The sequence below is a fragment of the Patiriisocius hiemis genome (genome assembly GCF_031846325.1).
GTDB lineage: Bacteria > Bacteroidota > Bacteroidia > Flavobacteriales > Flavobacteriaceae > Patiriisocius_A > Patiriisocius_A hiemis.
The window spans coordinates 187,656-213,598 of record NZ_JAVRHZ010000004.1 but is presented as its reverse complement, the minus strand read 5'-3'; the positions used below and the strand labels follow the sequence as shown (position 1 = coordinate 213,598).

At 34.5% G+C, this 25,943-nt stretch carries 24 protein-coding genes and 1 pseudogene; 16 read left to right on the top strand and 9 right to left on the bottom strand.

Annotation, left to right across the window (positions count from 1 at the left end; all coding sequences use genetic code 11):
* Positions 1 to 1,836: pseudogene (locus RM538_RS08895) on the bottom strand (hypothetical protein); the annotation flags it as partial.
* 135 nt (positions 1,837 to 1,971) lie between these two features.
* On the opposite strand from RM538_RS08895, the gene folE reads away from it, so the two are divergent.
* Genes folE through RM538_RS08870 form a run of 5 tightly spaced genes read left to right on the top strand, consistent with a single transcriptional unit; the run spans position 1,972 to position 5,767 of the window.
* Complete coding sequence (gene folE, locus RM538_RS08890) at positions 1,972 to 2,649, top strand: GTP cyclohydrolase I FolE (RefSeq protein WP_311333069.1); 678 nt, start codon at positions 1,972 to 1,974, stop codon at positions 2,647 to 2,649.
* Positions 2,650 to 2,663: 14 nt separating this feature from the next.
* Positions 2,664 to 4,148 (top strand): cysteine--tRNA ligase, encoded by a 1,485-nt coding sequence (gene cysS / locus RM538_RS08885; RefSeq protein WP_311333068.1) that lies wholly within the window; start codon positions 2,664 to 2,666, stop codon positions 4,146 to 4,148.
* A 40-nt stretch (positions 4,149 to 4,188) separates the two neighbouring features.
* Positions 4,189 to 4,398, top strand: coding sequence for a membrane protein insertion efficiency factor YidD (gene yidD / locus RM538_RS08880; RefSeq protein ID WP_432279802.1), 210 nt, complete (start codon positions 4,189 to 4,191; stop codon positions 4,396 to 4,398).
* Between the two features lie 56 nt (positions 4,399 to 4,454).
* Positions 4,455 to 5,279, top strand: a complete 825-nt coding sequence (gene lgt / locus RM538_RS08875; protein WP_311333067.1) for a prolipoprotein diacylglyceryl transferase — start codon at positions 4,455 to 4,457, stop codon at positions 5,277 to 5,279.
* Complete coding sequence (locus tag RM538_RS08870) at positions 5,279 to 5,767, top strand: DUF192 domain-containing protein (RefSeq protein WP_311333066.1); 489 nt, start codon at positions 5,279 to 5,281, stop codon at positions 5,765 to 5,767. The genes lgt and RM538_RS08870 overlap by 1 nt, the downstream gene beginning before the upstream one ends.
* A gap of 158 nt (positions 5,768 to 5,925) precedes the next feature.
* Here RM538_RS08870 and secDF read toward each other — a convergent pair whose 3' ends face one another.
* The 4 genes from secDF to gyrB form a co-directional block, all read right to left on the bottom strand.
* Entirely contained in the window at positions 5,926 to 8,955 is a 3,030-nt protein-coding gene (gene secDF, locus RM538_RS08865; RefSeq protein ID WP_311333065.1) for a protein translocase subunit SecDF, read from the bottom strand.
* Between the two features lie 211 nt (positions 8,956 to 9,166).
* Entirely contained in the window at positions 9,167 to 9,775 is a 609-nt protein-coding gene (locus RM538_RS08860; protein WP_311333064.1) for a hypothetical protein, read from the bottom strand.
* 77 nt (positions 9,776 to 9,852) lie between these two features.
* Complete coding sequence (mdh, locus tag RM538_RS08855; RefSeq protein ID WP_311333063.1) at positions 9,853 to 10,779, bottom strand: malate dehydrogenase; 927 nt, start codon at positions 10,777 to 10,779, stop codon at positions 9,853 to 9,855.
* 180 nt (positions 10,780 to 10,959) lie between these two features.
* Complete coding sequence (gene gyrB / locus RM538_RS08850) at positions 10,960 to 12,900, bottom strand: DNA topoisomerase (ATP-hydrolyzing) subunit B (RefSeq protein ID WP_311333062.1); 1,941 nt, start codon at positions 12,898 to 12,900, stop codon at positions 10,960 to 10,962.
* A 207-nt stretch (positions 12,901 to 13,107) separates the two neighbouring features.
* On the opposite strand from gyrB, the gene RM538_RS08845 reads away from it, so the two are divergent.
* On the top strand, positions 13,108 to 13,653 hold the full coding sequence (locus RM538_RS08845; RefSeq protein ID WP_311333061.1) for a DUF2911 domain-containing protein: 546 nt from the start codon (positions 13,108 to 13,110) through the stop codon (positions 13,651 to 13,653).
* A gap of 17 nt (positions 13,654 to 13,670) precedes the next feature.
* Positions 13,671 to 14,219, top strand: a complete 549-nt coding sequence (locus RM538_RS08840) for a DUF2911 domain-containing protein (protein WP_311333060.1) — start codon at positions 13,671 to 13,673, stop codon at positions 14,217 to 14,219.
* A gap of 42 nt (positions 14,220 to 14,261) precedes the next feature.
* Here RM538_RS08840 and RM538_RS08835 read toward each other — a convergent pair whose 3' ends face one another.
* On the bottom strand, positions 14,262 to 14,891 hold the full coding sequence (locus RM538_RS08835; protein WP_311333059.1) for a 7-carboxy-7-deazaguanine synthase QueE: 630 nt from the start codon (positions 14,889 to 14,891) through the stop codon (positions 14,262 to 14,264).
* A gap of 166 nt (positions 14,892 to 15,057) precedes the next feature.
* On the opposite strand from RM538_RS08835, the gene RM538_RS08830 reads away from it, so the two are divergent.
* On the top strand, positions 15,058 to 15,837 hold the full coding sequence (locus tag RM538_RS08830) for a phage tail-like protein (protein WP_311333058.1): 780 nt from the start codon (positions 15,058 to 15,060) through the stop codon (positions 15,835 to 15,837).
* Here the strand turns inward: RM538_RS08830 and RM538_RS08825 are convergent.
* Positions 15,832 to 16,308, bottom strand: coding sequence for a RidA family protein (locus RM538_RS08825; protein ID WP_311333057.1), 477 nt, complete (start codon positions 16,306 to 16,308; stop codon positions 15,832 to 15,834). The two genes, RM538_RS08830 and RM538_RS08825, sit on opposite strands and share 6 nt — an antisense overlap.
* A gap of 83 nt (positions 16,309 to 16,391) precedes the next feature.
* Between RM538_RS08825 and RM538_RS08820 the strand changes: the two genes are divergently transcribed.
* The 7 genes from RM538_RS08820 (at position 16,392) to RM538_RS08790 (ending at position 22,228) form a co-directional block, all read left to right on the top strand.
* Positions 16,392 to 17,927: a helicase HerA-like domain-containing protein gene (locus RM538_RS08820; protein ID WP_311333056.1), complete on the top strand. Its 1,536-nt coding sequence runs from the start codon at positions 16,392 to 16,394 to the stop codon at positions 17,925 to 17,927.
* Positions 17,928 to 17,935: 8 nt separating this feature from the next.
* Complete coding sequence (locus RM538_RS08815) at positions 17,936 to 18,514, top strand: hypothetical protein (protein WP_311333055.1); 579 nt, start codon at positions 17,936 to 17,938, stop codon at positions 18,512 to 18,514.
* Between the two features lie 104 nt (positions 18,515 to 18,618).
* Positions 18,619 to 19,560, top strand: coding sequence for a YybH family protein (locus RM538_RS08810; RefSeq protein WP_311333054.1), 942 nt, complete (start codon positions 18,619 to 18,621; stop codon positions 19,558 to 19,560).
* A gap of 8 nt (positions 19,561 to 19,568) precedes the next feature.
* Complete coding sequence (locus tag RM538_RS08805) at positions 19,569 to 20,273, top strand: hypothetical protein (protein WP_311333053.1); 705 nt, start codon at positions 19,569 to 19,571, stop codon at positions 20,271 to 20,273.
* A gap of 4 nt (positions 20,274 to 20,277) precedes the next feature.
* The gene (locus RM538_RS08800) at positions 20,278 to 20,700 is read left to right on the top strand and encodes a VOC family protein (protein WP_311333052.1); all 423 of its coding nucleotides are present in this window, start codon (positions 20,278 to 20,280) and stop codon (positions 20,698 to 20,700) included.
* 9 nt (positions 20,701 to 20,709) lie between these two features.
* On the top strand, positions 20,710 to 21,729 hold the full coding sequence (locus tag RM538_RS08795; RefSeq protein WP_311333051.1) for an AI-2E family transporter: 1,020 nt from the start codon (positions 20,710 to 20,712) through the stop codon (positions 21,727 to 21,729).
* A gap of 97 nt (positions 21,730 to 21,826) precedes the next feature.
* On the top strand, positions 21,827 to 22,228 hold the full coding sequence (locus RM538_RS08790; RefSeq protein ID WP_311333050.1) for a YkvA family protein: 402 nt from the start codon (positions 21,827 to 21,829) through the stop codon (positions 22,226 to 22,228).
* Positions 22,229 to 22,232: 4 nt separating this feature from the next.
* Here RM538_RS08790 and RM538_RS08785 read toward each other — a convergent pair whose 3' ends face one another.
* Together RM538_RS08785 and ffh are read right to left on the bottom strand one after the other, a co-directional pair.
* Positions 22,233 to 23,111, bottom strand: coding sequence for a bifunctional 5,10-methylenetetrahydrofolate dehydrogenase/5,10-methenyltetrahydrofolate cyclohydrolase (locus RM538_RS08785; protein ID WP_311333049.1), 879 nt, complete (start codon positions 23,109 to 23,111; stop codon positions 22,233 to 22,235).
* Between the two features lie 59 nt (positions 23,112 to 23,170).
* Positions 23,171 to 24,499 carry a signal recognition particle protein gene (gene ffh, locus RM538_RS08780; protein WP_311333048.1) on the bottom strand — a complete coding sequence of 443 codons (1,329 nt, stop codon included), beginning with the start codon at positions 24,497 to 24,499 and terminating at the stop codon, positions 23,171 to 23,173.
* A gap of 132 nt (positions 24,500 to 24,631) precedes the next feature.
* Between ffh and RM538_RS08775 the strand changes: the two genes are divergently transcribed.
* Entirely contained in the window at positions 24,632 to 25,933 is a 1,302-nt protein-coding gene (locus RM538_RS08775; protein WP_311333047.1) for a metal-dependent hydrolase family protein, read from the top strand.
* Positions 25,934 to 25,943 lie beyond the last annotated feature (10 nt).

Sequence of the window (25,943 nt, the reverse complement as noted above, 5' to 3'; positions counted from 1 at the left end):
ATTAGTATTAGGCGAAGGAGCAATAAAAATATCAAGTGTAAAAGTATCTGTTATAAAACACGACGGGTTTACATTATTCTCAACTCTCACAAAAATAGTTTGAGACATTGATGTATTGTAGGGATTAGGGAATGCTCCAGAAGGAGTATCTGCATCTGCTTGTGAAGCATGATAAGAAACCGAATACTCTAAGGGGTCTAAGCCATTTAACGCTTCATCATCTTTAAGCATTGCTAAATCTAACGAAACTGTTCCATCATCATCACAAATTTCTAAAGTTGTAAGCGCTCCTATAGAAACTTGAGTATATGCTATAAAAAATGATGCTGTGGCAAAGCATGTTCCGGAGTTGTTTTCAATTCTAACAAAAATCTCTAGCTGAGTTCCCGTAAAAGAATACATATCGGGATTAGGAATAGGACTATTACCTGAATTTGCATCAACTTGTGAAGTATGATATGTAATGTTATCAAATTCAGCTGGGTCTTGAGCTCCAAGAACATCATCATCATTTTCAGTTAAATCAAAATCCCCTGATCCAGAACCGTTATCGCAAACAAACAAGTCCATTGGGGGACTTGCGATTACAGGTTGAGGGCGAAAATTTACATTTACAGAATCTCCAACAACACAAGTGGGGTCTGTAGGGTCTACAACTTCAACAGAGTATGTATCAGAATTTGGTGCCATGACTGTAAAAGTAGTATCGTCTATTGTGGGAGGTCCTTGTGAAACACCATTTCTAAACCACTCGTAGGTAAAACCAGGAGTTCCAGAATCTCCATTTAAAATAATATCACTTGTGTCGCATGTATCAATATCTGGCCCTAGGTCAACACTAAAGTTTGCCGTAGTAGTAACTGAAACTGTATCTTCTAGAACCACAATATCACCATTACATGTATTTGTATAAGTTACTCGAGCTGTAAAAACTTCTGGTCCAGACACACATACATTAAGAGTTGGTGTTGTCCCAATTACAGTCCCAGTATCATCAACCCACTCAAAACTTGAGGTTTCTACACCATCGGGTCTAAATCGCCAAGCTTCATTATTTGTTGCCCAAGGAGAATCTGAAGTATTCCTTCCTGGAGGAACATAAGCAATTGTCCCATCATCATTTTGTATTCCAAGAGCAGCACTTCCACTATTCCATGTAGGACAAGAGGGTTTATCTCGTATGTAAATATCAATAGTATTTGAGTACTCATAAAAAACTGCCATATGAGTTGCCAATAAACTATTACAAGAACCTGAAAACATTGGCACTTCAAAATATGAAACTACTAGAGCTCTGTTTGGAGACGTACCTATAACTTCATAGCCTATTTCTTCTGTAGAAGATTCTGTTGGGTCTATATCGTGAACTGGAGTAAAAACATTAGCTTCTGCAAGAGCCTCTACAGCATTATTTGGAAGGTCTGCTGTAAATGGCCATGCATTACTATTAACTCCTGTATCACTAGGGTCAACATCTAAACGAATTACACCATTTGAACCCACTTGAAATTGTTGCTTCAATTCACCAAAAAAACAAAAATCGAAAGGTAAATTATCAACATTAGACCAAGCATCGTCAATATTTGGATTTAAAGAATTTGCTAGGCCACTAAAAGGAAACGGGGGATTATAAGGTATTGACTCTACGGTATAAACTTCACTAATAGTTTCAAAAGTTTGTTGGTATGAGGCCGTAATATTCACACAACCGCCAGAAGCACATGTAGCTGTCATATCAGGGCCAGCATCAACAAACAGGGTTTCTTGTGCTGAAATATCTAGGTTTGTTATTACTGCGAAACAAAAAAACAGTAAAATTGAGGAGTATTTTTTCATAGTGAAATGGGTATAATTTGTGAAATTTAAGAAAATTTTATGAAATTCAACAATTTCAAATTTCTAAAAACTGCCAAGTCATACATTAAACACCGAAACGAAAGTAGTATCTTTGCAAATTAGTTAGTTATTACAATGAGTTTAGACAAGCAATTAAAAGAAATTGAAGCGTACGGAGATGAACATATTGGCACATCTTCAGATACTCCTTTAAGAGAAGATGCATTTGAGTTAAGTGATATTGAAAAAATTGATCTTATTCAAAAAGATGTGAACAGTATTTTACAAACTTTAGGATTAGACCTAAACGATGACAGCCTAAAAGGAACTCCAATGAGAGTAGCAAAAATGTTTGTTAAAGAAGTATTCGGAGGACTTCATCCTGACAGAAAACCAAAAGCTTCTACCTTCGAAAATAAGTATAAGTATGGAGAAATGCTTGTAGAAAAAAACATTACACTTTATTCTACTTGCGAACACCACTTACTTCCAATTGTTGGAAAAGCGCACATTGCATATATATCTAGTGGAAGTGTTGTTGGCTTAAGTAAAATGAATCGTATTGTAGATTATTACGCTAAAAGACCTCAAGTACAAGAACGTCTTACAATGCAAATAGTTAAAGAACTTCAAGAGGTATTAAATACTGATGATGTAGCCTGCGTAATAGACGCAAAACATCTATGTGTCAATTCTAGAGGCATTAGAGATATTGATAGCAGTACTGTAACAAGTGAGTTTGGTGGTGCTTTCAAAAAATCCGAAACAAGAAGAGAATTTTTAGACTACATTAAACTTGAAACGCAATTTTAAAGCGTAAAATAAACATGACTACAGTCAAAAAGAATAACCTTACTATATACAATTCTATAACTAAGAGTAAAGAAAAATTTATACCTATTAATGAGGGTTCTGTAGGTATGTATGTATGTGGACCAACTGTTTACAGTAATGTTCATTTAGGAAATGTTAGAACATTTATGTCTTTTGACATGGTTTTTAGGTATTTAAAGCATTTAGGTTATAAAGTAAGATATGTACGGAATATAACAGATGCTGGACACTTAGAAAATGATGAAGATGAAGGAGAAGATAAAATCACAAAAAAAGCGCGAATAGAGCAATTAGAACCAATGGAAATTGTGCAGCGTTACACTATAGATTTTCATAATATCTTAAACACACTTAACTTTTTACCTCCTAGTATAGAACCTACTGCTACAGGACATATTGTTGAACAAATAGAATTTATTAAAGCTATTATTGATAACGGATTTGGTTACGAAGTGGATGGTTCTGTTTATTTTGACGTTCACAAGTTTAATGACACTAACAACTACGGAAAATTAAGTAAACGTAAGCTTGAAGATTTAATTCATAACACCAGAGCTCTTGAGGGGCAAAGTGACAAAAAAAATCCGCAAGATTTTGCACTTTGGAAAAAGGCAGAACCACAACACATTATGCGCTGGCCATCTCCTTGGAGTGATGGGTTTCCAGGTTGGCATTTAGAATGTAGTGTAATGAGTACTAAGTATTTAGGTGATAATTTTGATATTCATGGTGGAGGGTTGGATTTAAAATTTCCGCATCATGAGTGTGAAATTGCTCAAGCAGAAGCTGCAAAAGGAACTTCTCCAGTAAATTATTGGATGCATGCTAATATGCTAAACTTAAATGGGCAACGCATGTCAAAATCAACTGGAAATACAGTTAATCCAGATGAATTATTATCCGGTAAAAATAAGTTCTTCAGCAAAGCATATAGCCCAAGTGTAATTCGGTTTTTTAATGCCCAATCATCATACAGAAGTGTTTTAGACTTAACAGATAATGGACTATTAGCAAGCGAAAAAGGGTATAACAAGTTAATGGACGCTTATAGAACTTTAGATACATTAGAAGCTTCAAAAACTTCGAGTATAAATATTGATTCTTGGAAAAAATCTTGTTATGACGCTATGGATGATGACTTTAATAGTCCTGTCCTTATCGCTCAATTATTTGAGGCTGTAAAACATATTAATGCCATTACAGAAAAGAAAGAAACTATTTCTTCAGAAGATTTAGCTACACTAAAACAAACCATGCATGACTTCATTTTTGACGTGCTTGGATTACTTGATAGTGCTTCAGAAACTGGAAATGATGGCAACAAGCTGGATAGTGCCATTGCATTACTTATCGAACTTCGTAACAATGCAAGAGCAAATAAAGATTTTGCAACAAGTGATCGCATAAGAGATGAGCTACAAGAAGCTGGAATTCAATTAAAGGACGGCAAAGAAGGAACTACGTATTCTCTAAACTAGAACTATTTTGAAAAAGGCACTCACATATCCATTCATTGTAATGATACGTGTGTACCAAAAGTTTATTTCTCCGCTAACCCCGTCCACTTGTAGGTTTAGCCCAACTTGTTCACATTATGCAGTTGAGGCCCTGCAAAAACATGGCTTTTTTAAAGGGGGTTGGTTAGCAATTAAAAGAATTGGGAGTTGTAATCCCTGGGGCGGACAGGGTTACGACCCTGTACCAGAAACAAAAAAAGAAAAAAATTAAATCTTAAAACCTACCCGCTCTATTTTGCTATCTTTACTCTAAATTAAAAAATAGAAATGATACACTTCTTAAGTTTTGATTGGGATCCTTCTCCAGGAATAGACCTTGGTTTTTTTGTAATACGTTATTATAGCTTAATGTTTGTAATCGCTTTTACGCTTGGTTGGTTTATCATGAAACGTATTTTTAAGAACGAAGGGGAGCCTGAGTCTAAACTAGACAGCTTATTTATCTATATGGTTGTTGCAACCCTCTTAGGAGCTAGGTTGGGGCATGTTATTTTTTATCAACCAGAACTAATCACTCAAGACCCGCTTTCGGTCCTACTACCAATACAAACTGTACCAGAATTTAAGTTTACTGGGTTTCAAGGTTTAGCGAGTCACGGCGCTGCAATTGTTATAATAATAGCAATGTTTATTTACAGCAAAAAAATACTAAAAAAGCCAGTGTTATGGATCTTGGATAGGATTATTATTGCTGTTACGTGTGGTGGAATTTTTGTTAGGATTGGTAACTTTATTAATTCTGAAATTATTGGAAAACCAACAGGCTCTGACTATGGTGTAGTTTTTAAACAATTAGGAGAAGATTTTGCAAGACATCCTGCACAATTATACGAATCTGCTGGATATATAATTGTTTTCTTGATAGTATGGTCCATTTACTGGAAAACAGATAAAAGAAAGTATTTAGGATATATTTTTGGAGTATTCTTAGTGCTCTTATGGTTAGTTAGATTCTTAGTAGAGTTTGTAAAAGAGGCACAAGTAGAAGACCGAGCAGACTGGCTCCTTAACACAGGTCAATGGTTAAGTATTCCGTTTATACTATTTGGAATGTACCTAATTGTTTCTTCAAAAAATAGAAAAATAACGTAATGAAAAAAGTAATAATAAGTGCCGCTCTTTTGGGGTTTCTATTCACTACTGGTTGCAAGAAAAAAAATACAGATACTAAGGTACTTACCAAAGAAGTAACATTTACTAAGGAAGGAGAAGGTACACTTAAAAAAGCTATTTCAGACTCTATTGTTATAACACTAGATATTGAAATTGCCGATGATGAATACCAAACGCAAACTGGTTTAATGTATAGAAAGTCTATGCCAGATAACCAAGGGATGCTTTTTATTTTTAATGATGAAGTACGCCGCTCTTTTTATATGAAGAATACTGAGTTTGCCTTAGACATTATCTACCTAAATGCAGAAAAAGAGATTGTAAGCATTCAAAAAAATGCACAACCCTTTGATGAAACTTCTTTACCTTCTGAAGCACCGGCAATGTATGTTTTAGAGGTAAATGCTGGTTTATCTGATACTTGGGGGTTAGAAGTTGGAGATAAACTTGAATTTACGAGAAGCTAGAGAAAAGTTAATATGTGTTCTCTTTTTATTTCTACTAAACACATAATAAAAGCCTGTTTTATTTAAAGCAAAAACAAATAATTAGATAACACTAATTAAGATAAAAAAGCGACTAGAGAAATCTAGTCGCTTTTTTTATGCTTCAGAAAAGAAAGAGATTACGCTTCCTCTTCTTCTTCTTTTTTATCAGATAAATCAATACCTCTTTTCTTAACAGTATCGTAGAATACTGGAGTTGCAATAAATAATGAAGAATATGTACCTACAAGTACACCCACTATTAATGCAAAGATTAAACCTCTAATAGATTCTGCTCCAATTAAGAAAATACATAGTAATACAATTAATGTAGTAACCGAAGTATTTAAAGTTCTACTCAACGTGCTGTTTAAGGCACTATTAATAATTCTGTTCATTTTCCACCCTGCATGTTCATTAAAGTATTCTCTAATACGGTCAAACACAACCACGGTATCATTTAATGAGTATCCAATTACAGTAAGGATTGCCGCGATAAACGATTGGTCAATCTCCATACTAAATGGCATTATCTTATACGTTAAAGAGAAAATACCTAATACCAATAATACATCATGGAATACGGCAGCAACAGCACCTAAACTAAATTGCCATCTTCTAAAACGCAATAAGATATACAAGAATACTACTACTAACGAACCAAGTACAGCCCAGAATGATGATTGCTTAATATCATCTGCAATGGTTGGATTTACTTTATAGTACTCCATTAAACCTGCCGTTTTGGTTTGATTATCTGCTTCAATTTTAAAGTCTTCATAAACCATATCTGCTGGAAAATTAGACTTTAAGGTATTAAATAATAATTGCTGTATTTCTTCATCTACTTCTTCTCCACTCTCATCTACTTTATACTTAGTTGAAATTTTAAGTTGGTTTGCACTACCGTAGGTTTTTGCTTCAGCACTTCCAAAAGCAGCAACTAAATCTTCTTGTACCGAAGGTGCATCCATGTCTTTATCAAAACGAACCGTATAGGTACGCCCACCCACAAAATCAATACCTTGGTTAAGGCCATTTGTAAATAAAGAACCTAAACTTATAGCTATTAAAATTCCTGAAATAACATAAGCAACCTTACGCTTACCTAGGAAGTTAATATTAACATTTTTGAATAAGTTTTTAGTAAATGCAGTTGAACATGGTAACGATTTACCGTTTTTAGTATAACTATCTATAAATAATCTTGTGATAAAGATGGCTGTAAATAGTGAGGTAGCAATACCTATTAATAGTGTAGTTGCAAAACCTTTAATAGGTCCTGTACCAAATACTAAAAGAATAATACCTGTTAATCCTGTTGTAATGTTAGCATCAAGAATAGAAGATAGGGCATTATTAAATCCGTCTTTAATAGCATCTTTTTGTATTTTACCTTTAGCAAGCTCTTCTCGTATTCGCTCAAATATAAGTACGTTCGCATCTACCGAGATACCTATAGTTAATACAATACCTGCAATTCCAGGAAGCGTTAATACAGCTCCTAGTCCAGCTAATATACCGAAGATGAACAGTATGTTTACAGCTAATGCAATATCTGCAAAAGCACCTGCTTTACCGTAGTAAAAAATCATCCATATCAACACAAATAGTAAGGCAATTCCAAAAGATAGAACTCCACTATCAATAGCTTCTTGTCCTAATGTTGGACCTACAACCTCAGCATCAATAATATCTGCAGATGCTGGTAATTTACCGGCTCTTAATACGTTTGCTAAATCTTCTCCTTCTGCAATAGTAAAGTCTCCTGAGATTTGCGTTCTACCTCCTTCAATTTTACCATTACTTGCTGTTGGAGCAGAATATACTACATCATCTAGTACAATAGCAATTTGTCTTTGGTTCTGGAATGCATATTCGGTCATATCTTCCCAAATCTTAGCTCCAGTCCCATTCATTTGCATGTTTACGACTACGTTATTTAATTGGTCAAATCCTTGATCTGATCCTACTACAACACCTCCACCTAATGGAGCAGAGCCATCTCTATTTTCTACATTTAAGGCATATAAAACTGAAGTTTGTAGAGTTTCTCCATCTGCAGTTTCAAGTTCTGTAGGTAAGCCCCAAACAAACTTAGTATTACGTTGGTCACCTGTTAATAAAGACTTTACTTTAGGCATACGTAAGTATTCGCCAACTGTTGCAGTATCCTTTACTTGAAAACTTCCTAAAGAAGCTCCTCCTTGAAAACCTGGAGCAACCATTAAAGAAAATATTGGGTTTCTTACCTCAGGATCTTCAGTAGCATCTTCTACATCCTCGCCATCTAATAAGTCATCAATTACATTTTCATCTGTATCAGTTTGTGTAGAATCTTGTACAGCTTCTTCTGGTGTCTCTGGTTTTATTAAATCTCTTACTTTGGCATCTGCTTCTACTAAGAAATTTCCAATTTCATCATACTTATACACATCCCAGAACTCTAATTGTGCTGTACTAGTAACAAGTTTTTTAACACGCTCTACGTCTCTTGCTCCTGGTAATTCAACCAAGATACGAGCAGAGTTCCCAAGACGTTGAATGTTAGGTTGTGTAACCCCAAACTTATCAATACGCTTACGTAGTACTTCAAAAGCAGAAGTAATATTCTCGTCTATTTTTTCGGCTAGCACACTTTGTACTTGCTCATTCGTCATATCACTACTAATATCTTCTTCCAGGTTTTTATTGAAGAATATACTAGGTGATGCTAATTTATTTTCCCCAGGTAGATCTTCAAAAGCCGTAAAGAACGATTCAAGATAAGTTTCTTGAGCATCTTTTTGAATTTCTGTTGCATTTTCTAGTGCTTGATTAAATGCAGGATCTTTAGTATTATTAGCTAATCCTTTTAAAATATCTTTTACAGATACTTGCAAGATTACATTAATACCCCCTTTTAAATCAAGTCCTTTGTTAAGTTCTTTTTCTTTAGATTTTTTATAGTCTATCCCAAACATAATAGACTCACCACTATTGGTAATAGAGTCTAAGTAGCGAGCTTCTGCTTCTGCTCTTTCGTTAGGTTGATCTTCAGAAAAGTTATTGATGGCATAATTTCTTGCATCATCTTCCACTTTGTTTGCAACATACGTATATGAGAGTTGGTATAAACTTACCAGCCCAAAAAGTATGGCAAAAACGGTAATTAGTCCTTTGTTTTGCATGCTTGTATTTTTTGTGTCAATTTTTTAAAAAACGAGCAAATATATAATTTGCAGTATAATTTGACAATGATTGTTATTGATATATTTTTTGCTTCTGAAAATGATTTCAGAAATAGATAATTAGAATACTTTGTTAATTGGTTCTCAATACATCCAGAATAAATTTAGGACACCCGAACTGACGAAGTAATTCTATAAATAAAGTGTGTATTTAAACTTTAGGACCCGCCCTAACCTCTGGAATAAAACGATTGGGTAAATAAGTTAGTAACCTTTTTTGGTAGAATTGGTAGGCTACTTTTTCTTTATTAGCTAGATTTTGAAGTACATAATCTCTATCTAGAGATGTATAATGTACAATATCATAAAATTGATTATTGACTATTTGAGAATCAATCACCAACCCTTCAAAATCGATTGCTATATCTTGAGTGGTTTGTATTTCAGAAATATTAAACTCATAATCAACATGCTTCTCTTTTGAAGGAATAGAAGATTTGTCTTTTTCTGAAGAAGAAAAAAGAATAGCAATATTCTCATCCTCATTAAATAACTGTTGTACACTCGTTACATCTATAGTACTGTAATACGTTATTCTTAAGGTACCTGTAGAAGATTGGTTTACTTGGATGTTAGTAACGCCAGCACTTAATAGGCGTTGTTTTACAACTTGAAGTGTTTTTTGAAGCGCCGCGCTGGTAACATTCTGGTCACTATACTGTACTTCGATCTCTTGGTTTACAACTGCTGATTTTTCAACACTAACTCCTAAGAAAGCGAGTACAATAATAAATGCTCCTAAGTACCATTTTGTACGCATGCGGCAAATATAAAAAAATAAAGGCTACATAAACTGTAGCCTTTATAAAAATATGTTTTTCAGGTAACTATATTATTCTACAACTCTAGTAAACCATTTGTTTTACTTACTCCTGCTGCACTTTCTTGCATATGTGCTTTTTCTGCATCATTTAAGTCAACATCAACAATCTTTTCAATTCCGTTACGACCTAATACTACAGGTACTCCAATACAAAGGTCATTTAGTCCATATTCTCCTTCTAAATAAGTTGAACAAGGGAATATTTTTTTCTGGTCACAAGCAATAGCTTGTACTAATCCAGATACAGCTGCTCCTGGTGCATACCATGCAGAAGTTCCTAAAAGCTTAGTTAAAGTAGCTCCACCAACTTTAGTGTCTTCTCTTACTTGGTCTAGTCTTTCAGAAGAAATAAATTCTGTTACTGGAACACTATTTCTAGTTGCCAAACGCGTTAACGGCACCATACCTTTATCACTATGACCTCCAATTACCATTCCGTCTACATCACTAATAGGTGCTCCTAAAGCTTCGGCTAAACGATACTTAAAACGAGCACTATCTAGTGCGCCACCCATACCTATAATTCTGTTTTTAGGAAGATTGGTAGTCTTGTGTACTAAATACGTCATAGTATCCATAGGATTACTCACAACAATCACAATTGTGTTAGGAGAGTGCTCTATAAGACTTGCTGAAACTGATTTCACAATTCCTGCATTAATACCTATAAGCTCTTCACGAGTCATTCCTGGTTTACGAGGGATTCCACTTGTAATAACACAAATGTCACTATCTGCTGTTTTAGAGTAGTCGTTAGTAGAACCCACAATACGAGTATCAAAACCATTTAAGGAAGCTGTTTGCATTAAATCCATCGCTTTTCCTTCTGCATATCCTTCTTTAATGTCTAATAATACAACTTCGCTTGCAAAGTTTTTAATTGCGATATATTCGGCACAACTTGCGCCTACTGCTCCTGCTCCAACAACTGTAATTTTCATAAAATCTATTTTTTAATTTTTCTCTACTAAGAGATTATATTGGTTACTAATTTATTGAGCTGCAAAAATATATATAATCTACTTAAAATCAGTTTGAACTTTTGATTTTATGAAAAGTTTAATCATAAAAAAACACCTGCAAATTTTGCAGGTGTTTTCTAATTCTAAAATCATTATTAATTAAACATCAATATTTGCATATACAGCGTTTTTCTCTATAAATTCTCTACGAGGTGGAACCTCATCACCCATTAACATTGAGAAAATTCTATCTGCTTCAGTACCATTGTCTATAGTTACTTGGCGTAATGTTCTAAACTCAGGGTTCATTGTAGTATCCCAAAGTTGTTCTGCGTTCATCTCTCCAAGACCTTTGTATCTCTGGATAGCAGCACTACCTCCAAACTCTTCATTTAATGCATCTCTTTCTTTATCAGACCATGCATACCTCTTTTTTGCTCCTTTTTTAACAAGGTATAAAGGAGGAGTGGCAATGTATACGTAACCCGCTTCAATAAGATCTTTCATATATCTAAAAAAGAAGGTTAAAATTAACGTTGCAATATGACTACCATCTACATCGGCATCACACATAATCACTACTTTGTGATAGCGAAGTTTTTCAAGATTAAGTGCTTTGCTATCTTCTTCGGTACCAATAGTTACTCCTAGAGCTGTAAAGATGTTTCTAATTTCTTCATTTTCAAACACCTTATGTTGCATTGCTTTTTCTACGTTCAATATCTTACCACGTAAAGGCAAAATAGCTTGAAAATTACGGTCACGTCCTTGCTTTGCAGTACCACCCGCCGAATCTCCCTCAACTAAGAATACTTCACACTTTTCTGGGTCTTGCTCTGAGCAATCACTTAACTTTCCAGGTAAGCCTCCACCACTCATTACGGTTTTACGTTGCACCATTTCACGAGCTTTTCGTGCTGCGTGACGTGCAGTTGCTGCTAAGATTACTTTTTGAACAATAGTTTTAGCATCGTTTGGGTTTTCTTCTAAGTAGTTTTCAAGCATTTCTGAAACAGCTTGACTTACTGCTGAACTCACTTCACGATTTCCAAGTTTAGTCTTAGTTTGCCCTTCAAATTGTGGCTCTGCTACTTTTACTGAAACTATTGCTGTAAGTCCTTCTCTAAAATCATCTCCAGAAATATCGAACTTTAATTTATCTAACATTCCAGAAGCATCTGCGTATTTCTTTAGGGTATGCGTCAATCCTCTCCTAAAACCAGATAGATGTGTTCCTCCTTCGTGTGTATTAATGTTATTTACATACGAGTGCAAGTTTTCATTATACGAAGTATTATATACCATTGCTACCTCTACAGGAATGTCATTTTTTTCGCCTTCCATAGCAATAACATCTGCAATTAGCATTTCTCTATTTCCATCTAGAAAACGAATAAATTCTTTAAGTCCTTCTTCAGAATAAAATGTTTCACCAACAAAACTTCCATCTTCATTTTTATGACGTTTATCTTCAATAGTGATGGTAATTCCCTTGTTAAGGTATGCTAGTTCACGTAATCTACTAGCTAGGGTATCATAGTTATAATCAAGCGTTTGTTGAAATATTTGAGGGTCTGGTCTAAAAGTAACAAGTGTACCTCTATCTTCTGTAGTGCCTGTAGATTTTACAGGGTACATAGTTTTTCCTCTTTCATACTCTTGCTCCCAAATTTTACCGTTTCTATATACAGTAGCTTTTAAGCTTTCAGAAAGTGCATTTACCACAGAAACCCCTACACCGTGAAGCCCTCCAGAAACCTTATAGGAGTCTTTGTCAAACTTACCTCCTGCACCAATTTTGGTCATTACAACTTCAAGGGCAGAAACACCTTCTTTTTTATGTAAATCTACTGGGATTCCACGTCCATTATCACGAACAGTAATAGAGTTGTCTTCGTTTATCCAAACATTTACAGTATCACAATGTCCTGCTAAAGCTTCGTCAATAGAATTGTCTACAACTTCGTATACTAAATGGTGTAATCCTCGTACTCCAACATCACCAATATACATTGATGGTCGCATACGCACGTGTTCCATTCCTTCTAAGGCTTGGATACTATCCGCACCATACACTTTAATATCTTTTTCGTCCTTCATAAAATTAGGTTGTATTACTAAAATTTCATAACAAACAAATATAACAAAACCCCTCATAAAATATAGGTATTCGGGGGTAACAGGCAAGTAAGTTATTAACAAATTATTGTGAAAAAATTATATTCAAAAAACGATATTTGTTTTAAGCAAATTTCAAGATGTAAGAAGCATCAAATAAACACGACAAAAAGCACACTTATTAATTTTATGAAACCTTTATTTTCCTTATCTCTCTTCTTCTACTTAGCTATTTTCCCAAGTATAACTAATGCTCAAATGTTTCCTAAAATGGACTCAAGTCCTATGGACTTAGCAATGGCAAGAGAAAATAGAGACACACCTCCAATTGCAAGAGTAATTTATAGTCGTCCTTCAAAAAAAGGAAGGGAAATCTTTGGTAATTTGGTTCCCTTCGGAAAAGTTTGGAGAACGGGAGCTAATGAAGCTACAGAACTTACTTTATACAGGACACTAAAATTTGGGAAAACCTTACTTAAACCCGGAACATACACCCTCTATACAATACCTAACAAAGATGAGTGGACGGTTATTATTAATAGCGACACTAATGTATGGGGAGCCTATAGCTACAAACCCGAAAAAGATATAGCAAGATTAAAAATTAAAAGCAGAAATGCTCCTGCACCAACCGAAACTCTATCTATGGTCTTTAGGCCTGAAGAAAATGGCACAACTTTAATGATAGGTTGGGACGATACTTATATTGAAATACCTTTTACTAAAACAAATTAATTTTAAACTATAACATTATGACAAAAGCAAACGCAATTAAAGCAATCACATGTGCCTTTTTACTATTACTAACTGTGACGGTAAGCGCACAAGAATTTAAACCATTAGACAAAAGTCCTATGGATGCTGCAGCATATCCATCTGACTATAAAGAGGCCAATAAACTTATAAAAGTGACATACAGCAGACCTCAACTTAAAGAAAGAAGTCTTAGTAAATTAGCTCCAAATGGTAAAGTATGGAGAACCGGAGCTAACGAAGCTGCAGAACTTACTCTATATACAGATATGATGCTTGGTGATACTATGGTAAAAGCTGGAACGTATACTTTTTATGTAATTCCTGGAGAAAAAGAGTGGACTGCTATTATTAGTAGTGACTTGAATGTTTGGGGATCGTATTTTTATAATGAAGCTAACGATGTAGCAAGACTATCTGTTCCTGCAACTATGGCAAGCGACTCTTTAGAAGCATTTTCAATTGCTTTTGAAGGTGTTGATAATGGTGTACACATGCACTTAGGTTGGGGCAAAGTTAGAATCGCTGTACCTTTTACAAAAAAATAATTTTAAGAAAAATAAAAAAAAGCCGCTATCTAGCGGCTTTTTTTATGGGATATTAAGATATTTATGGGTCTGTAGTGAAACTTTCCATTTAGGATTTTTCATTACATAATCTACAATTAGAGGCATCATTTTTTCACGATTACTCCATTCTGGCTGCAAGTACAAAATACAATCCTTAGTTACCTTAGCAGCTTGTTCTTCTGCAAATGCAAAATCACTTTTATTATAAACTATAACCTTAAGCTCGTTTGCAACTGGATAAATCTCAGGAGTAGGAAGTTTAATTTTTTTTGGTGAAAGACAAATCCAATCCCAAGAACCTGTTAGAGTATATGCACCAGATGTCTCTATATGAATTTGCATTCCTGCATCTTTTAATAATCCAGTTAATGGAGCCATATTCCATGTAAGTGGTTCTCCTCCAGTTATAACTATAGTTTCAGAATACTCTTTTGCATCTTCTACAATTGCCCCAATTGCAGTTGGGGGATGTATTTCTGGATTCCAACTTTCTTTAACATCACACCAATGGCACCCTACATCACAACCTCCAATTCTTACAAAATATGCAGCTGTCCCCTTGTGAAAACCTTCTCCCTGAATTGTATAAAAAGCCTCCATTAGAGGTAACATTATTCCTTTTTCTACTAGATCTTGCGTATCATTTTTCATTGTGGCAAAAGTACAACAAGAAAATAGACTCACCAGCTAAAAGTTTAAATGTTAAAGTTTTTAACATTTTGGCAGTTTTTCATACTTTTGCCCGAAAATTTCTTTTAGCATGTGCCTTTGGTCTGCTTTTTGAATAATTTTGTAGAGTAAAGAAAATATCCCCGTTATGAACTTAACTCAAATTATCCCTAATAAATTGTTAGTGCTTCTAGTATTGTTTTCAATTTTTTCAAGCACTACAATTTTTGCTCAAGTTGGTATCAATACTACCTCTCCAGATAACTCGTCAATCATAGACATAACTTCTACAAATAAGGGTATGTTGATTCCTAGAATGACATCTGCGCAGAGAGATGCTATTTCAAATCCAGCTAATGGATTATTAATTTACAATACAGATAGCGATGAGTTTCAATTTAACTCCAATAATACTTCCACTCCTATTTGGGAAGCTTTTGATGTAGCTCCAGTAAATTCATCTAACATTGGGCAGTCTATTAAATACTCAAATTTAGACATTACTACCAATGTAAATGCAAGTCCAGCTATAAATGCTCCCTTACTTGGCACACAAGAGTGGAATGACAACACGACTCTTTATGTTCCTAATTTTCTAACTAATGAAATTACTATTTCTGAAACTGGTAGATATAGAATTGTTGTCAATATACCTCTAATTACTGCCGACGTCAGAGACCGTATGGCACCAGAAATGAGGATTACGGTAAATGGAACTCCCGTTGCATCTTACAGCTCTACTGGTTATATAAGAACCAATAATGGTCATCAAAGTTCTTCATTACATCTAACTGAGGTATTAGAGGTTACAAATGGAGATGCAATTGCTGTTATTGTACAACAAGCAGGAAATGCAAGTAATGCAACAAATACTGTAGAAATTAGAGAAGTAGGCGCTGCAAATATTTATATTGAAAAAATATTATAACGATTTAACTGCTATAACTTCTATTTCAATTTTTGCTCCTCTTGCTAATGCTTCGGCGGCAAACGTAGTTCGAGCTGGTTTTTGAGGAAAATAAGTAGTGTAAACTTTATTGAATGCTGCAAAATCTCCTATTGTATCTAAAATTACAGTAGCCTTTACAACATCTTTCATTTTTAAATCATGTTGCGCTAAAACATCTTTAATATTTTCAAGGGTTTGTCTAGTCTCAGCCTCAATACCACCTTCTACGAGTGTTCTGGTGGCATGATTCATACCAATTTGCCCAGCTAGAAAATATAAATTTCCAACCTGAACCACATCACTAAAAGGAGCATTTTTCTTTTTCTCTTCATGAGATTTATGAAATATTGGAGGTACTGCTTCAGTTTCTTCAGTATGTAAGTTATTACAAGAAATAGTAATTAGCAGAATTGTAATACATGTAATTAAGGTAGAAAGCTTACATTTCATTTGTTTCAGTTTAAAAAAAGTAAATTACGGAATATTTCAATAGCATAAATACAATTATTATTTTTAGCCAAAATTAGAACAGGATGTCTAAAGAACAAGATTTTTTTGAATACATAGAAAAAGGAAACACCTACAAAGGTGATTTCATTTCTCTTGGAGCAGCTATGCTAGAAGGCGAAACTATTACTAATGCCTTAGTAAAAGTTCCTCTTAAAACTATGAACAGACATGGGCTTATTGCAGGCGCAACTGGTACTGGAAAAACAAAAACCTTACAGGTTTTAGCCGAAAATCTTTCAGCAAAAGGAGTTCCTGTGCTATTAATGGATATGAAGGGTGACTTAAGTGGTATTGCACAGCCTAGCCCTGGACATCCTAAAATTGACGAACGTCATGAAAAAATAGGCTTCCCTTTTGAAGCAAAAAAATTCCCCGTTGAAATATTATCACTTTCTGAACAGAAAGGAGTAAGGTTGCGTGCTACTGTAAGTGAATTTGGGCCTGTCCTTCTTTCTAGGATTCTAGATGTTAGCGAAACACAGTCGGGTATAATTTCGGTACTATTTAAATACTGTGATGATAACAAACTACCATTATTAGATTTAAAAGACTTTAAAAAGATTTTACAATACGCTACCAATGAAGGTAAAAAAGAGCTTGCCGAAGATTATGGACGTATCTCTCCTGCCTCAACTGGTGCTATTTTACGTAAAGTAGTTGAGCTAGAACAGCAAGGAGGTGATTTGTTTTTTGGTGAAAAATCATTTGATACAGATGATTTGTTACTAGTAGATGAAAATGGAATGGGGTATATTAATATTGTTCGTTTAACAGATATACAAGACAGACCTAAGCTGTTTTCTACCTTTATGCTTTCGCTACTAGCCGAAATATATGGAACATTCCCAGAACAAGGCGATAGTGGCAGGCCAGAACTCGTAATTTTTATTGATGAAGCGCACTTAATTTTTAAAGAAGCAAGCGATGCATTACTAGACCAGATAGAAAGCATTGTAAAGTTAATACGTTCTAAAGGTGTGGGACTTTATTTTGTAACGCAGAACCCTACCGATGTTCCAGATGCAGTATTGAGTCAGTTAGGTTTAAAAGTACAACATGCACTTAGAGCTTTTACTGCAAAAGATAGAAAAGCCATAAAATTAACAGCAGAAAATTACCCATTATCAGATTATTATGATACTTCAGAAGTACTTACGTCGTTAGGTATAGGAGAGGCATTAATTACAGCCCTTAATGAAAAAGGAATACCAACACCTCTAGCAGCTACGATGCTTCGTGCTCCTATGAGCAGAATGGATGTGTTGGAAGATGATGAAATAAAAGATTTAATTGCAGATTCTAAGCTTATAAAAAAATATAATGAAGAAATTGATAGAGAAAGTGCTTATGAATTATTAAACGAAAAAATTGAAACGGCTGCACTAGAAGAAGCTAAGGAAAAAGCAAAAAAAGAAAAAGAGAAAGTAAAAAAGAGTAGTTCTTCTAGAAGGACCTCAACAACAAGAAGAAGAACAAGTAAAAGTTCTTTAGAAAAAGTACTAACAAGCCCAACAGTAATACGAAGCGTATTGGGAATACTAACAAAATTAATTAGATAACAATAAACATGAAGAAGACCCTTATTTTAGGAACACTAGTAACATTACTTTTTATCCAATGTGGAAAAGAAAAAGATCCATTTTTAATTTCTAATGGAGCCATTGGTAATCTTACTAAAGACATACAAGTAAAACAAGTAGATTCTATTTTTGCACAGGATTCTATTGTAAAGTTAAACCCAATAGAGAATGCCCTTGGAACACAAGGAGAGGTAGAGGTTTATGATAAAGATGGTAAAAAATTGCTATTACTTTCTCCATCTAACGAAAATGACCCTACTGCAAAAATTAGTAATATTCAGGTTTTTGATGAACGTTACAAAACAGATAAAGGACTAACTTTAAACAGTACTTTTGGTGATGTAAAAGCAAATTATACTATTTCTAATGTAAGAACTACAATTCGTTCTATTGTTGTTTTTCTTGAAGAAACAGACGTTTATCTTACTATAGAAAAAGTAAAACTTCCAGAAAATTTACGCTATGACCCTAGCCTAGAAATTGACGCCACACAAATTCCAGATGATGCTACTTTTAAGTATTTTATGATTGGATGGGATGAAGAAGAGGAAGGAAAAGAAGAATAACTTTTCTCATAGCTTACATATAAAAAAAGCCTTCAAGAAATTTGAAGGCTTTTTTTATTTAATGATATGTAGTACCTTCAATAGCTCAATCAATCAATAAAATCATGAAACTATTTTATCTTTTTTTAGTACTCCCTTTTATTGCCTTTTCACAATTACAAATGGACTATGAGCCTTCTGCCGAAAATCCATTTGGAAAGCCTAATCCAGAAGCACCTCAACAAATTAAGGACTTTGCACCTATGATTGGTACTTGTAATTGCACCTCTACTAGCAGAAACCCAGACCAAACTTGGGCAGCTCCACAAAAAATGACTTGGACCTATAAATACATTATGAACGGGATGGCTATACAGGATGAAACCCTAAAAGAAGATGGTAGCCACTCTGGGAGCATACGTCAGTTTATTGCAGATAGCAGTAAATGGTACGTACATTACTATTCTAGCAACGCACCCACCACCATACTTCCAGCTTGGGAGGGTGGTAAACGAGGTGATAGTATTGTTTTGTATAGAGAACAAAAGGCACCTAATGGAACAGATGGTTTTTACAGAATAACTTTTAAAGATTTCAGTAAAGAAGGCTATAATTGGCTTGGCGAATGGGTAAATACTGCCGAAACTTTTTCGTTCCCTACTTGGAAAATAGAATGCAAACGACCAAAACAATCGGATAAAGAAATTATACTAAAAAATACTGCTGGCTTTTCTGAAGCTTACATGAAAGAAGATGCTGCTGCAATTGCTAACTTTTATACTCTTGACGGAAAGATTTTCCCAGGACGTAGTGATATCATTTCAGGAAGAGAAGCTATTAAAAAACGTTGGACAATTACAGATGGAAGAGACGTATTATACCACAAAGTAATACCTTCAGAAATAAAAATAATTGATAACTACGCCTACGATTATGGATATTATGAAGGCAAATCACTTTCAGCAGATAAAAAAGAGAGTTCTTTTAAAGGCAAGTATGTTATTATTTGGAAAAAAATTAATGACGACTGGAAAATTTACCTTGATATCTGGAACGGATTAGAATAATATCTATTATGAAAAACGCGCTATATTTCTTTTGCATATTTCTATTAATTGTAAGTTGTAAAGAAAAAAACAAAAATTCTTCTTTAGAAAATGTTGTGGAAAACAACCACAACAAAAACTGCGAAAACACTATAGATTATGGTGATAGAACTTTTTGTTTACCAATGATTGAAGGATATACAGAGGCTTATAAAAACCCAGCCTTTAAAAAAAGAGCAGATGCCTTTGAGGATAAACAAAATGTCACGCTAGCTTATTATGTAACCAATGAGTTATACAGTAAAGCTGACATATTAGACACCATAAGCTACGATGATTTTTATAAGGTGTACGTGTCCAAAATGGCAAAAAACTATGCTATGACTCAAACTGAAATGAGTGAGGTAATGAATGCTATGACAGGAGGCATGCTTGAAAAAACAGTTGACGATTTAAAGAAAGAAGGAACACTTACCAATAAGTTATCTATTAATAATCCTGTACTAGTTAACAAATTTAAGCCTCATTATGATGCGCTAGGAGCTATTGTACTTATGGAGATGTTTTCTGAGTATGAAACTAAAACATTAGCACTCTCAATGAATACAATCCTTGTAAAAAACAGATTGGTTTTTGTTGCACATTACCTTGATTATAAAGACGAAGACACTTTTAATACATTAAAGAAAAATACTGAAAATTTTATAGCTACTTTTATAGAAGCAAATAAATAAAAACATGAGTTCTCTAAGACCTTTTCACTTAGCTATACCTGTCACTAATCTTTCCAAGTGTAGAACGTTTTACAGAGATGTTCTTGGTTGTAAAGAAGGCAGAAGTAGTGATAATTGGGTAGATTTTGATTTTTTTGGACATCAATTAGTAATACACCTAAAGGAAGCTATAAATGGTAACGATATTTCAAATCCTGTTGACGGAAAGGATGTGCCAATTCCTCATTATGGTGTAGTGTTAGACATGGATACGTTTCGTAGTTTTTCTGAAAGATTAAAGCAAAAAAATATAGAATTTATTATTGAGCCTTACATCCGTTTTGAAGGCGAAGCTGGAGAACAAGCTACACTATTTTTTAAAGACCCTTCTGGCAATGCTTTAGAATTTAAAGCATTTAAAAATATAGATCAACTTTTTGCAAAATAACGTTCTACTATGAAAGACACCATCTCGCCAAAAATAATACGTCAGTTATTTGTATTGTTACTCATTGCAATAATTGGTTTTCTCATCTTTAGAGAAATGCTCCCTTATTTTTCTGGAGTGTTAGGGGCTATTACTATATATGTTTTACTACGTAAATGGATGGTTATACTTACCAGAAAAGGCTGGAATCAAGATGTTGCAGCTGGAGTTTTAATGCTGGGGTCTTTTTTAGGAATTTTAGTTCCCGTATCTGGTGTTATACTTATGCTTGGAAATAAAATTGGTAGTGCTGTTAAAAACTCTGAAGAAGTAGTAAAAGCCACAAAGCAACAATTGGGCGTTTTAGAATCTAGAATTGGTTTTGACTTAGCTTCAAGTATAGATGTTTCTGCAATTTCAGAATGGCTCTCAGATAATTTACAAAATTTTGCAGGTGGCACCTTCAATATTTTTATAGCGATTGGTATAATGTATTTTATGCTTTACTATATGTTAACCAATAGATCTGAACTAAAAGAATCTCTCTTTGATTATATTCCTATTAATAAAGAGAACCTTAAAACCATTGGTGATGAAGTAAATGCTATGGTACGCTCCAATGCATTAGGTATCCCTTTAGTAGCCATTGCACAAGGAATCATTGCATTAATAGGGTTTTTAATTTTTGGAATAGAAGACCCTTTCTTTTGGTTTGTTATAGTCACTATAGGCTCCATGATACCATTTGTAGGGACCCTTATTGGTATTTTACCCGTTTTTATACTCACGCTTTCTTCAGGTAATACTTTTCAGGCTTGGGGAATCTTAATATATGGACTAGTGATTGTTGGTTCTACAGATAATATTATAAGACTATACATACTAAAACGCCTAGACAATGTGCATCCACTAATAACATTAATAGGTGTAATTGTTGGTGTACCATTATTTGGGTTTATTGGCCTTATCTTCGGGCCATTGCTAATCAGCTTATTTTTGATTGTACTACGTATTTATAGAAAAGAGTATGGAAAAGATGAAGGAGTATAAATTAAAATTTCAAAAAGGAAATCTCTAATAACAAAACAAACATATTTTTAATAAAATTTTAAACTAGTCGTGCCTTTCTTTTTAGTATTTTGGAGGTATGTCACAAAAAAACATACTAGAAAAAATAGATGATACTTTTTTAGAAACTAAAATCTCTAAGGTTGATGATGAGGATGTAGAAAAAGTATTAAAAAACGAGCAATCTATTCTGCAAAAAATAAAAACCAATCCATTATTTAGAAAGTATAGAAATCTTGCCTATGCTATGTTACAAATGGTAAAGGATACCAAAAACGGCATTTACAAACAAACTCCTTGGTTTACTATAGCAACTATTGTTGTAGTGTTACTGTATATTTTAAACCCTTTAGATTTAATTCCAGATTTTGTTCCAGGCTTAGGGTATCTTGATGATGCTTCGGTATTTGCACTAGCGCTTAAATGGATTTCAAAAGATATTGATGCCTATCTCGATTGGAAATTGGAAGACTCCGAGTAAAAAGTTACCCTTTCCTTTGCTCCCTAGCCAACAATGTGTTTTTAAGTAACATCGCAATGGTCATAGGCCCTACACCACCAGGAACAGGTGTAATAAAACTTGCTTTTTTGCTTACATTTTCAAAATCAACATCGCCAGTAATCACATAGCCTTTTTCTTTACTATCATCCTCTACTCTAGTAATACCTACATCTATAATAACGGCATCGTCTTTTACCATTTCGGCTTTTAAGAAGTTAGGCACTCCCAATGCAGAAATAATAATATCTGCTTGGCTTGTAATCTGTGTAATATTTTTGGTATTGCTGTGCGTTAAAGTAACAGTACTATTTCCTGGCCACCCTTTTCTACTCATTAAAATACTCATAGGACGGCCTACAATATGGCTACGTCCAATTACTACTGTATGCTTTCCTTTGGTATCAACATCGTAACGTTCTAATAACTCTAAAATACCAAAAGGAGTTGCAGGGATAAACGTACTCATGTCTAATGCCATACGCCCAAAGTTTTCAGGATGAAATCCATCAACATCCTTACTTGGGTCTACAGCCATTAACACGCGTTGTGTGTTTATTTGCGGAGGCAACGGTAACTGAATAATAAATCCGTCTATATCATCATTTTCGTTAAGCTCTTCAATTTGGTCAAGTAATTCAATCTCGCTTGTAGTATTAGGCATACGCACCATAGTAGATTCAAAACCAACGCGTTCACATGCTCTAACTTTACTTCCTACATACGTCAAACTAGCACCATCATCACCTACAATTACGGCAGCAAGATGCGGAACTTTCTCACCTTTGGCTTTCATTTTATCAACCTCAGCCTTGATTTCGTTCTTAATGTCGTTACTTACTTTTTTTCCGTCTAGAATGGTCATTAGTAGCTTATAGTTTGTGGTTAAATCATAAATATCTTAAATGTACTTTGTGCTTTAAATTACCTCATCTTATTCATCATCTGCATCATCTTTCGGCCTCCACCTCCTTGCATCATCTTCATCATCTTACTCATTTGATTAAACTGCTTTAGTAACTGGTTTACTTCTTGAACACTTGTACCGCTTCCCTTAGCAATCCTCTTTTTTCTACTACCATTTATTATAGCTGGCTCAGTACGCTCTTGAGGAGTCATACTATGTATAATTGCTTCAATCCCTTTAAATGCATCATCATCTATATCAACTCCTTTTAAAGCTTTTCCAGCTCCAGGAATCATTCCAACGAGATCTTTCATAGACCCCATCTTTTTTACTTGCTGAATTTGTTTTATAAAATCATCAAAACCAAATTGATTCTTCGCTATTTTCTTCTGAAGTTTTCTCGCCTCTTCTTCATCAAATTGCTCTTGGGCTCTTTCTACAAGTGACACTACATCTCCCATTCCAAGAATACGATCTGCCATACGTGCTGGATGGAATACATCAATAGCATCCATCTTTTCACCTGTACCAATAAATTTTATAGGCTTATCTACAACACTCTTAATAGAAATTGCAGCTCCACCTCGAGTATCACCATCAAGTTTTGTGAGTACAACTCCTTCAAAATTAAGTCTATCGTTAAATGCTTTTGCTGTATTAACAGCATCTTGTCCCGTCATGGAATCCACAACAAATAATGTTTCTTGCGGATTTATTGCCTTGTGAACGTTTGATATTTCGTTCATCATTTCTTCATCTACTGCTAAACGACCAGCAGTATCCACAATCACCACGTTATGCCCATTTTGTTTGGCATGTGCAATAGCATTGGTAGCGATTTCAACAGGATTCATATTTCCTTCTTCGCTATATACATCAACCTTTATCTGGTCTCCAACTACATGTAGCTGGTTAATAGCGGCAGGACGATATACATCACAAGCAACCAAAAGTGGTTTTTTTGTCTTTTTGGTTTTTAAGTAATTAGCAAGTTTACCAGAAAACGTAGTTTTACCACTACCCTGTAAACCAGACATTAAAATAATAGAAGGAGAGCCACTTAAATTAATACCGGCAGTTTCACCTCCCATTAATTCAGTTAATTCATCTTTCACCAATTTAACCATTAACTGGCCTGGCTGAAGAGTTGTTAATACATCCTGTCCAAGGGCCTTTTCTTTAACAGTATTGGTAAACTCCTTTGCTATTTTGAAGTTAACATCGGCATCTAGTAAAGCACGACGTACTTCTTTAAGGGTTTCGGCAACATTAACTTCTGTAATACTCCCATGCCCTTTAAGAACGTGGAGGGCTTTATCTAGCTTATCACTTAAATTATCAAACATAAATTATACTACTAATTTTAAGAGCGTAAAGATACTAATTGACAAGGGAGTTACAAAGTAAAATGAGCCCCTAGTTAAGTAATCAAATGTTTGAAGTTTTAAGTATCTTCACATCAACAAAACAAAAAGACCATGCAAAAAAATATTTTAACCATCGTTCTATTCTGCTTTACTGTATTGCTTTCGGCACAAAATGTAAAAATTATTCATGCTGGAACGTTACTTGCTGTTCCAGGTACTTCCCCTACTAAAAACCAGAGTATTATTATTGAAAATAACACCATTAAAGAAGTACGAAGCGGCTTTATAACAGCAGAACAAGCTGGTTATAAAACTCAAGAAGTGGTTGTTATTGATTTAAAAAAACATTTTGTATTACCTGGGCTAATGGATATGCACACTCATATTACTGGAGAACGAGATCCTAATGCTAATCCATACGAGTGGGTAAAATTAGAAGAAGCAGATAATGCCTACAGAGCCATCCCTTATGCAAAAAGAACCTTGCAAGCTGGTTTTACTACAATACGTAACTTGGGTGGAGATACTAATGTAATGAACGCATTAAAAAGAGCTATACGTAGTGGACTAGTAGAAGGCCCTAGAATTTTAGCTTCAACAGGAGCAATCTCGGCAACTGGAGGACATGGAGATACACATGGATATAATAGTGATATTATGCATATGATAGGTGTTGACAAGAGTATTTGTGATGGTGCAGATGACTGTCGAAGAGCTGTAAGAGACTTAGTAAAAAGAGGTGCAGATGTTATTAAAATAACAGCTACGGGAGGTGTTTTAAGTAATACTGCTGCTGGAGTTGGACAACAATTAACAGACGACGAGTTAAAAGCTATTGTTGAAACCGCTAGGAGTCTTGGTAGAAAAGTAGCTGCACATGCACACGATTCTGGTGGTGTAAATGCTGCCTTAAGTGCAGGTGTAAACTCCATAGAACACGGATCGTATTTAAATGATGAGTCGATTAGACTTTTTAAAGAAAAAAATGCTTACCTAGTTCCTACACTTTTAGCTGGCGTTTCAGTAAAAGAAGAATTGGCAATAAACGATAAAATCCCACCAGCTATTGCTGAAAAAATAAGACAAGTTGCTCCAGTAGTTGAAGCATCTTTCAAAAAAGCATTAAAAGGAGGAGTCACTATTGCTTTTGGAACAGACTCTGGTGTAAGCAAACATGGTATAAATGCACGTGAATTTGAATTAATGGTACAATACGGAATGGATGAAAATGAAGCTATTAAAAGTGCGACCGTTACCACAGCAGAATTAATTGGAATGACTCCAACACTAGGCTCTATAGAAAAAAATAAACTTGCAGATATTATTGCTGTTGAAGGAAACCCACTTGAAAATATAAGCCTCCTTAAGGATATAAAATTTGTTATGAAAGATGGGAAGGTTTTTAAGGAGTAGTCAAATGGTA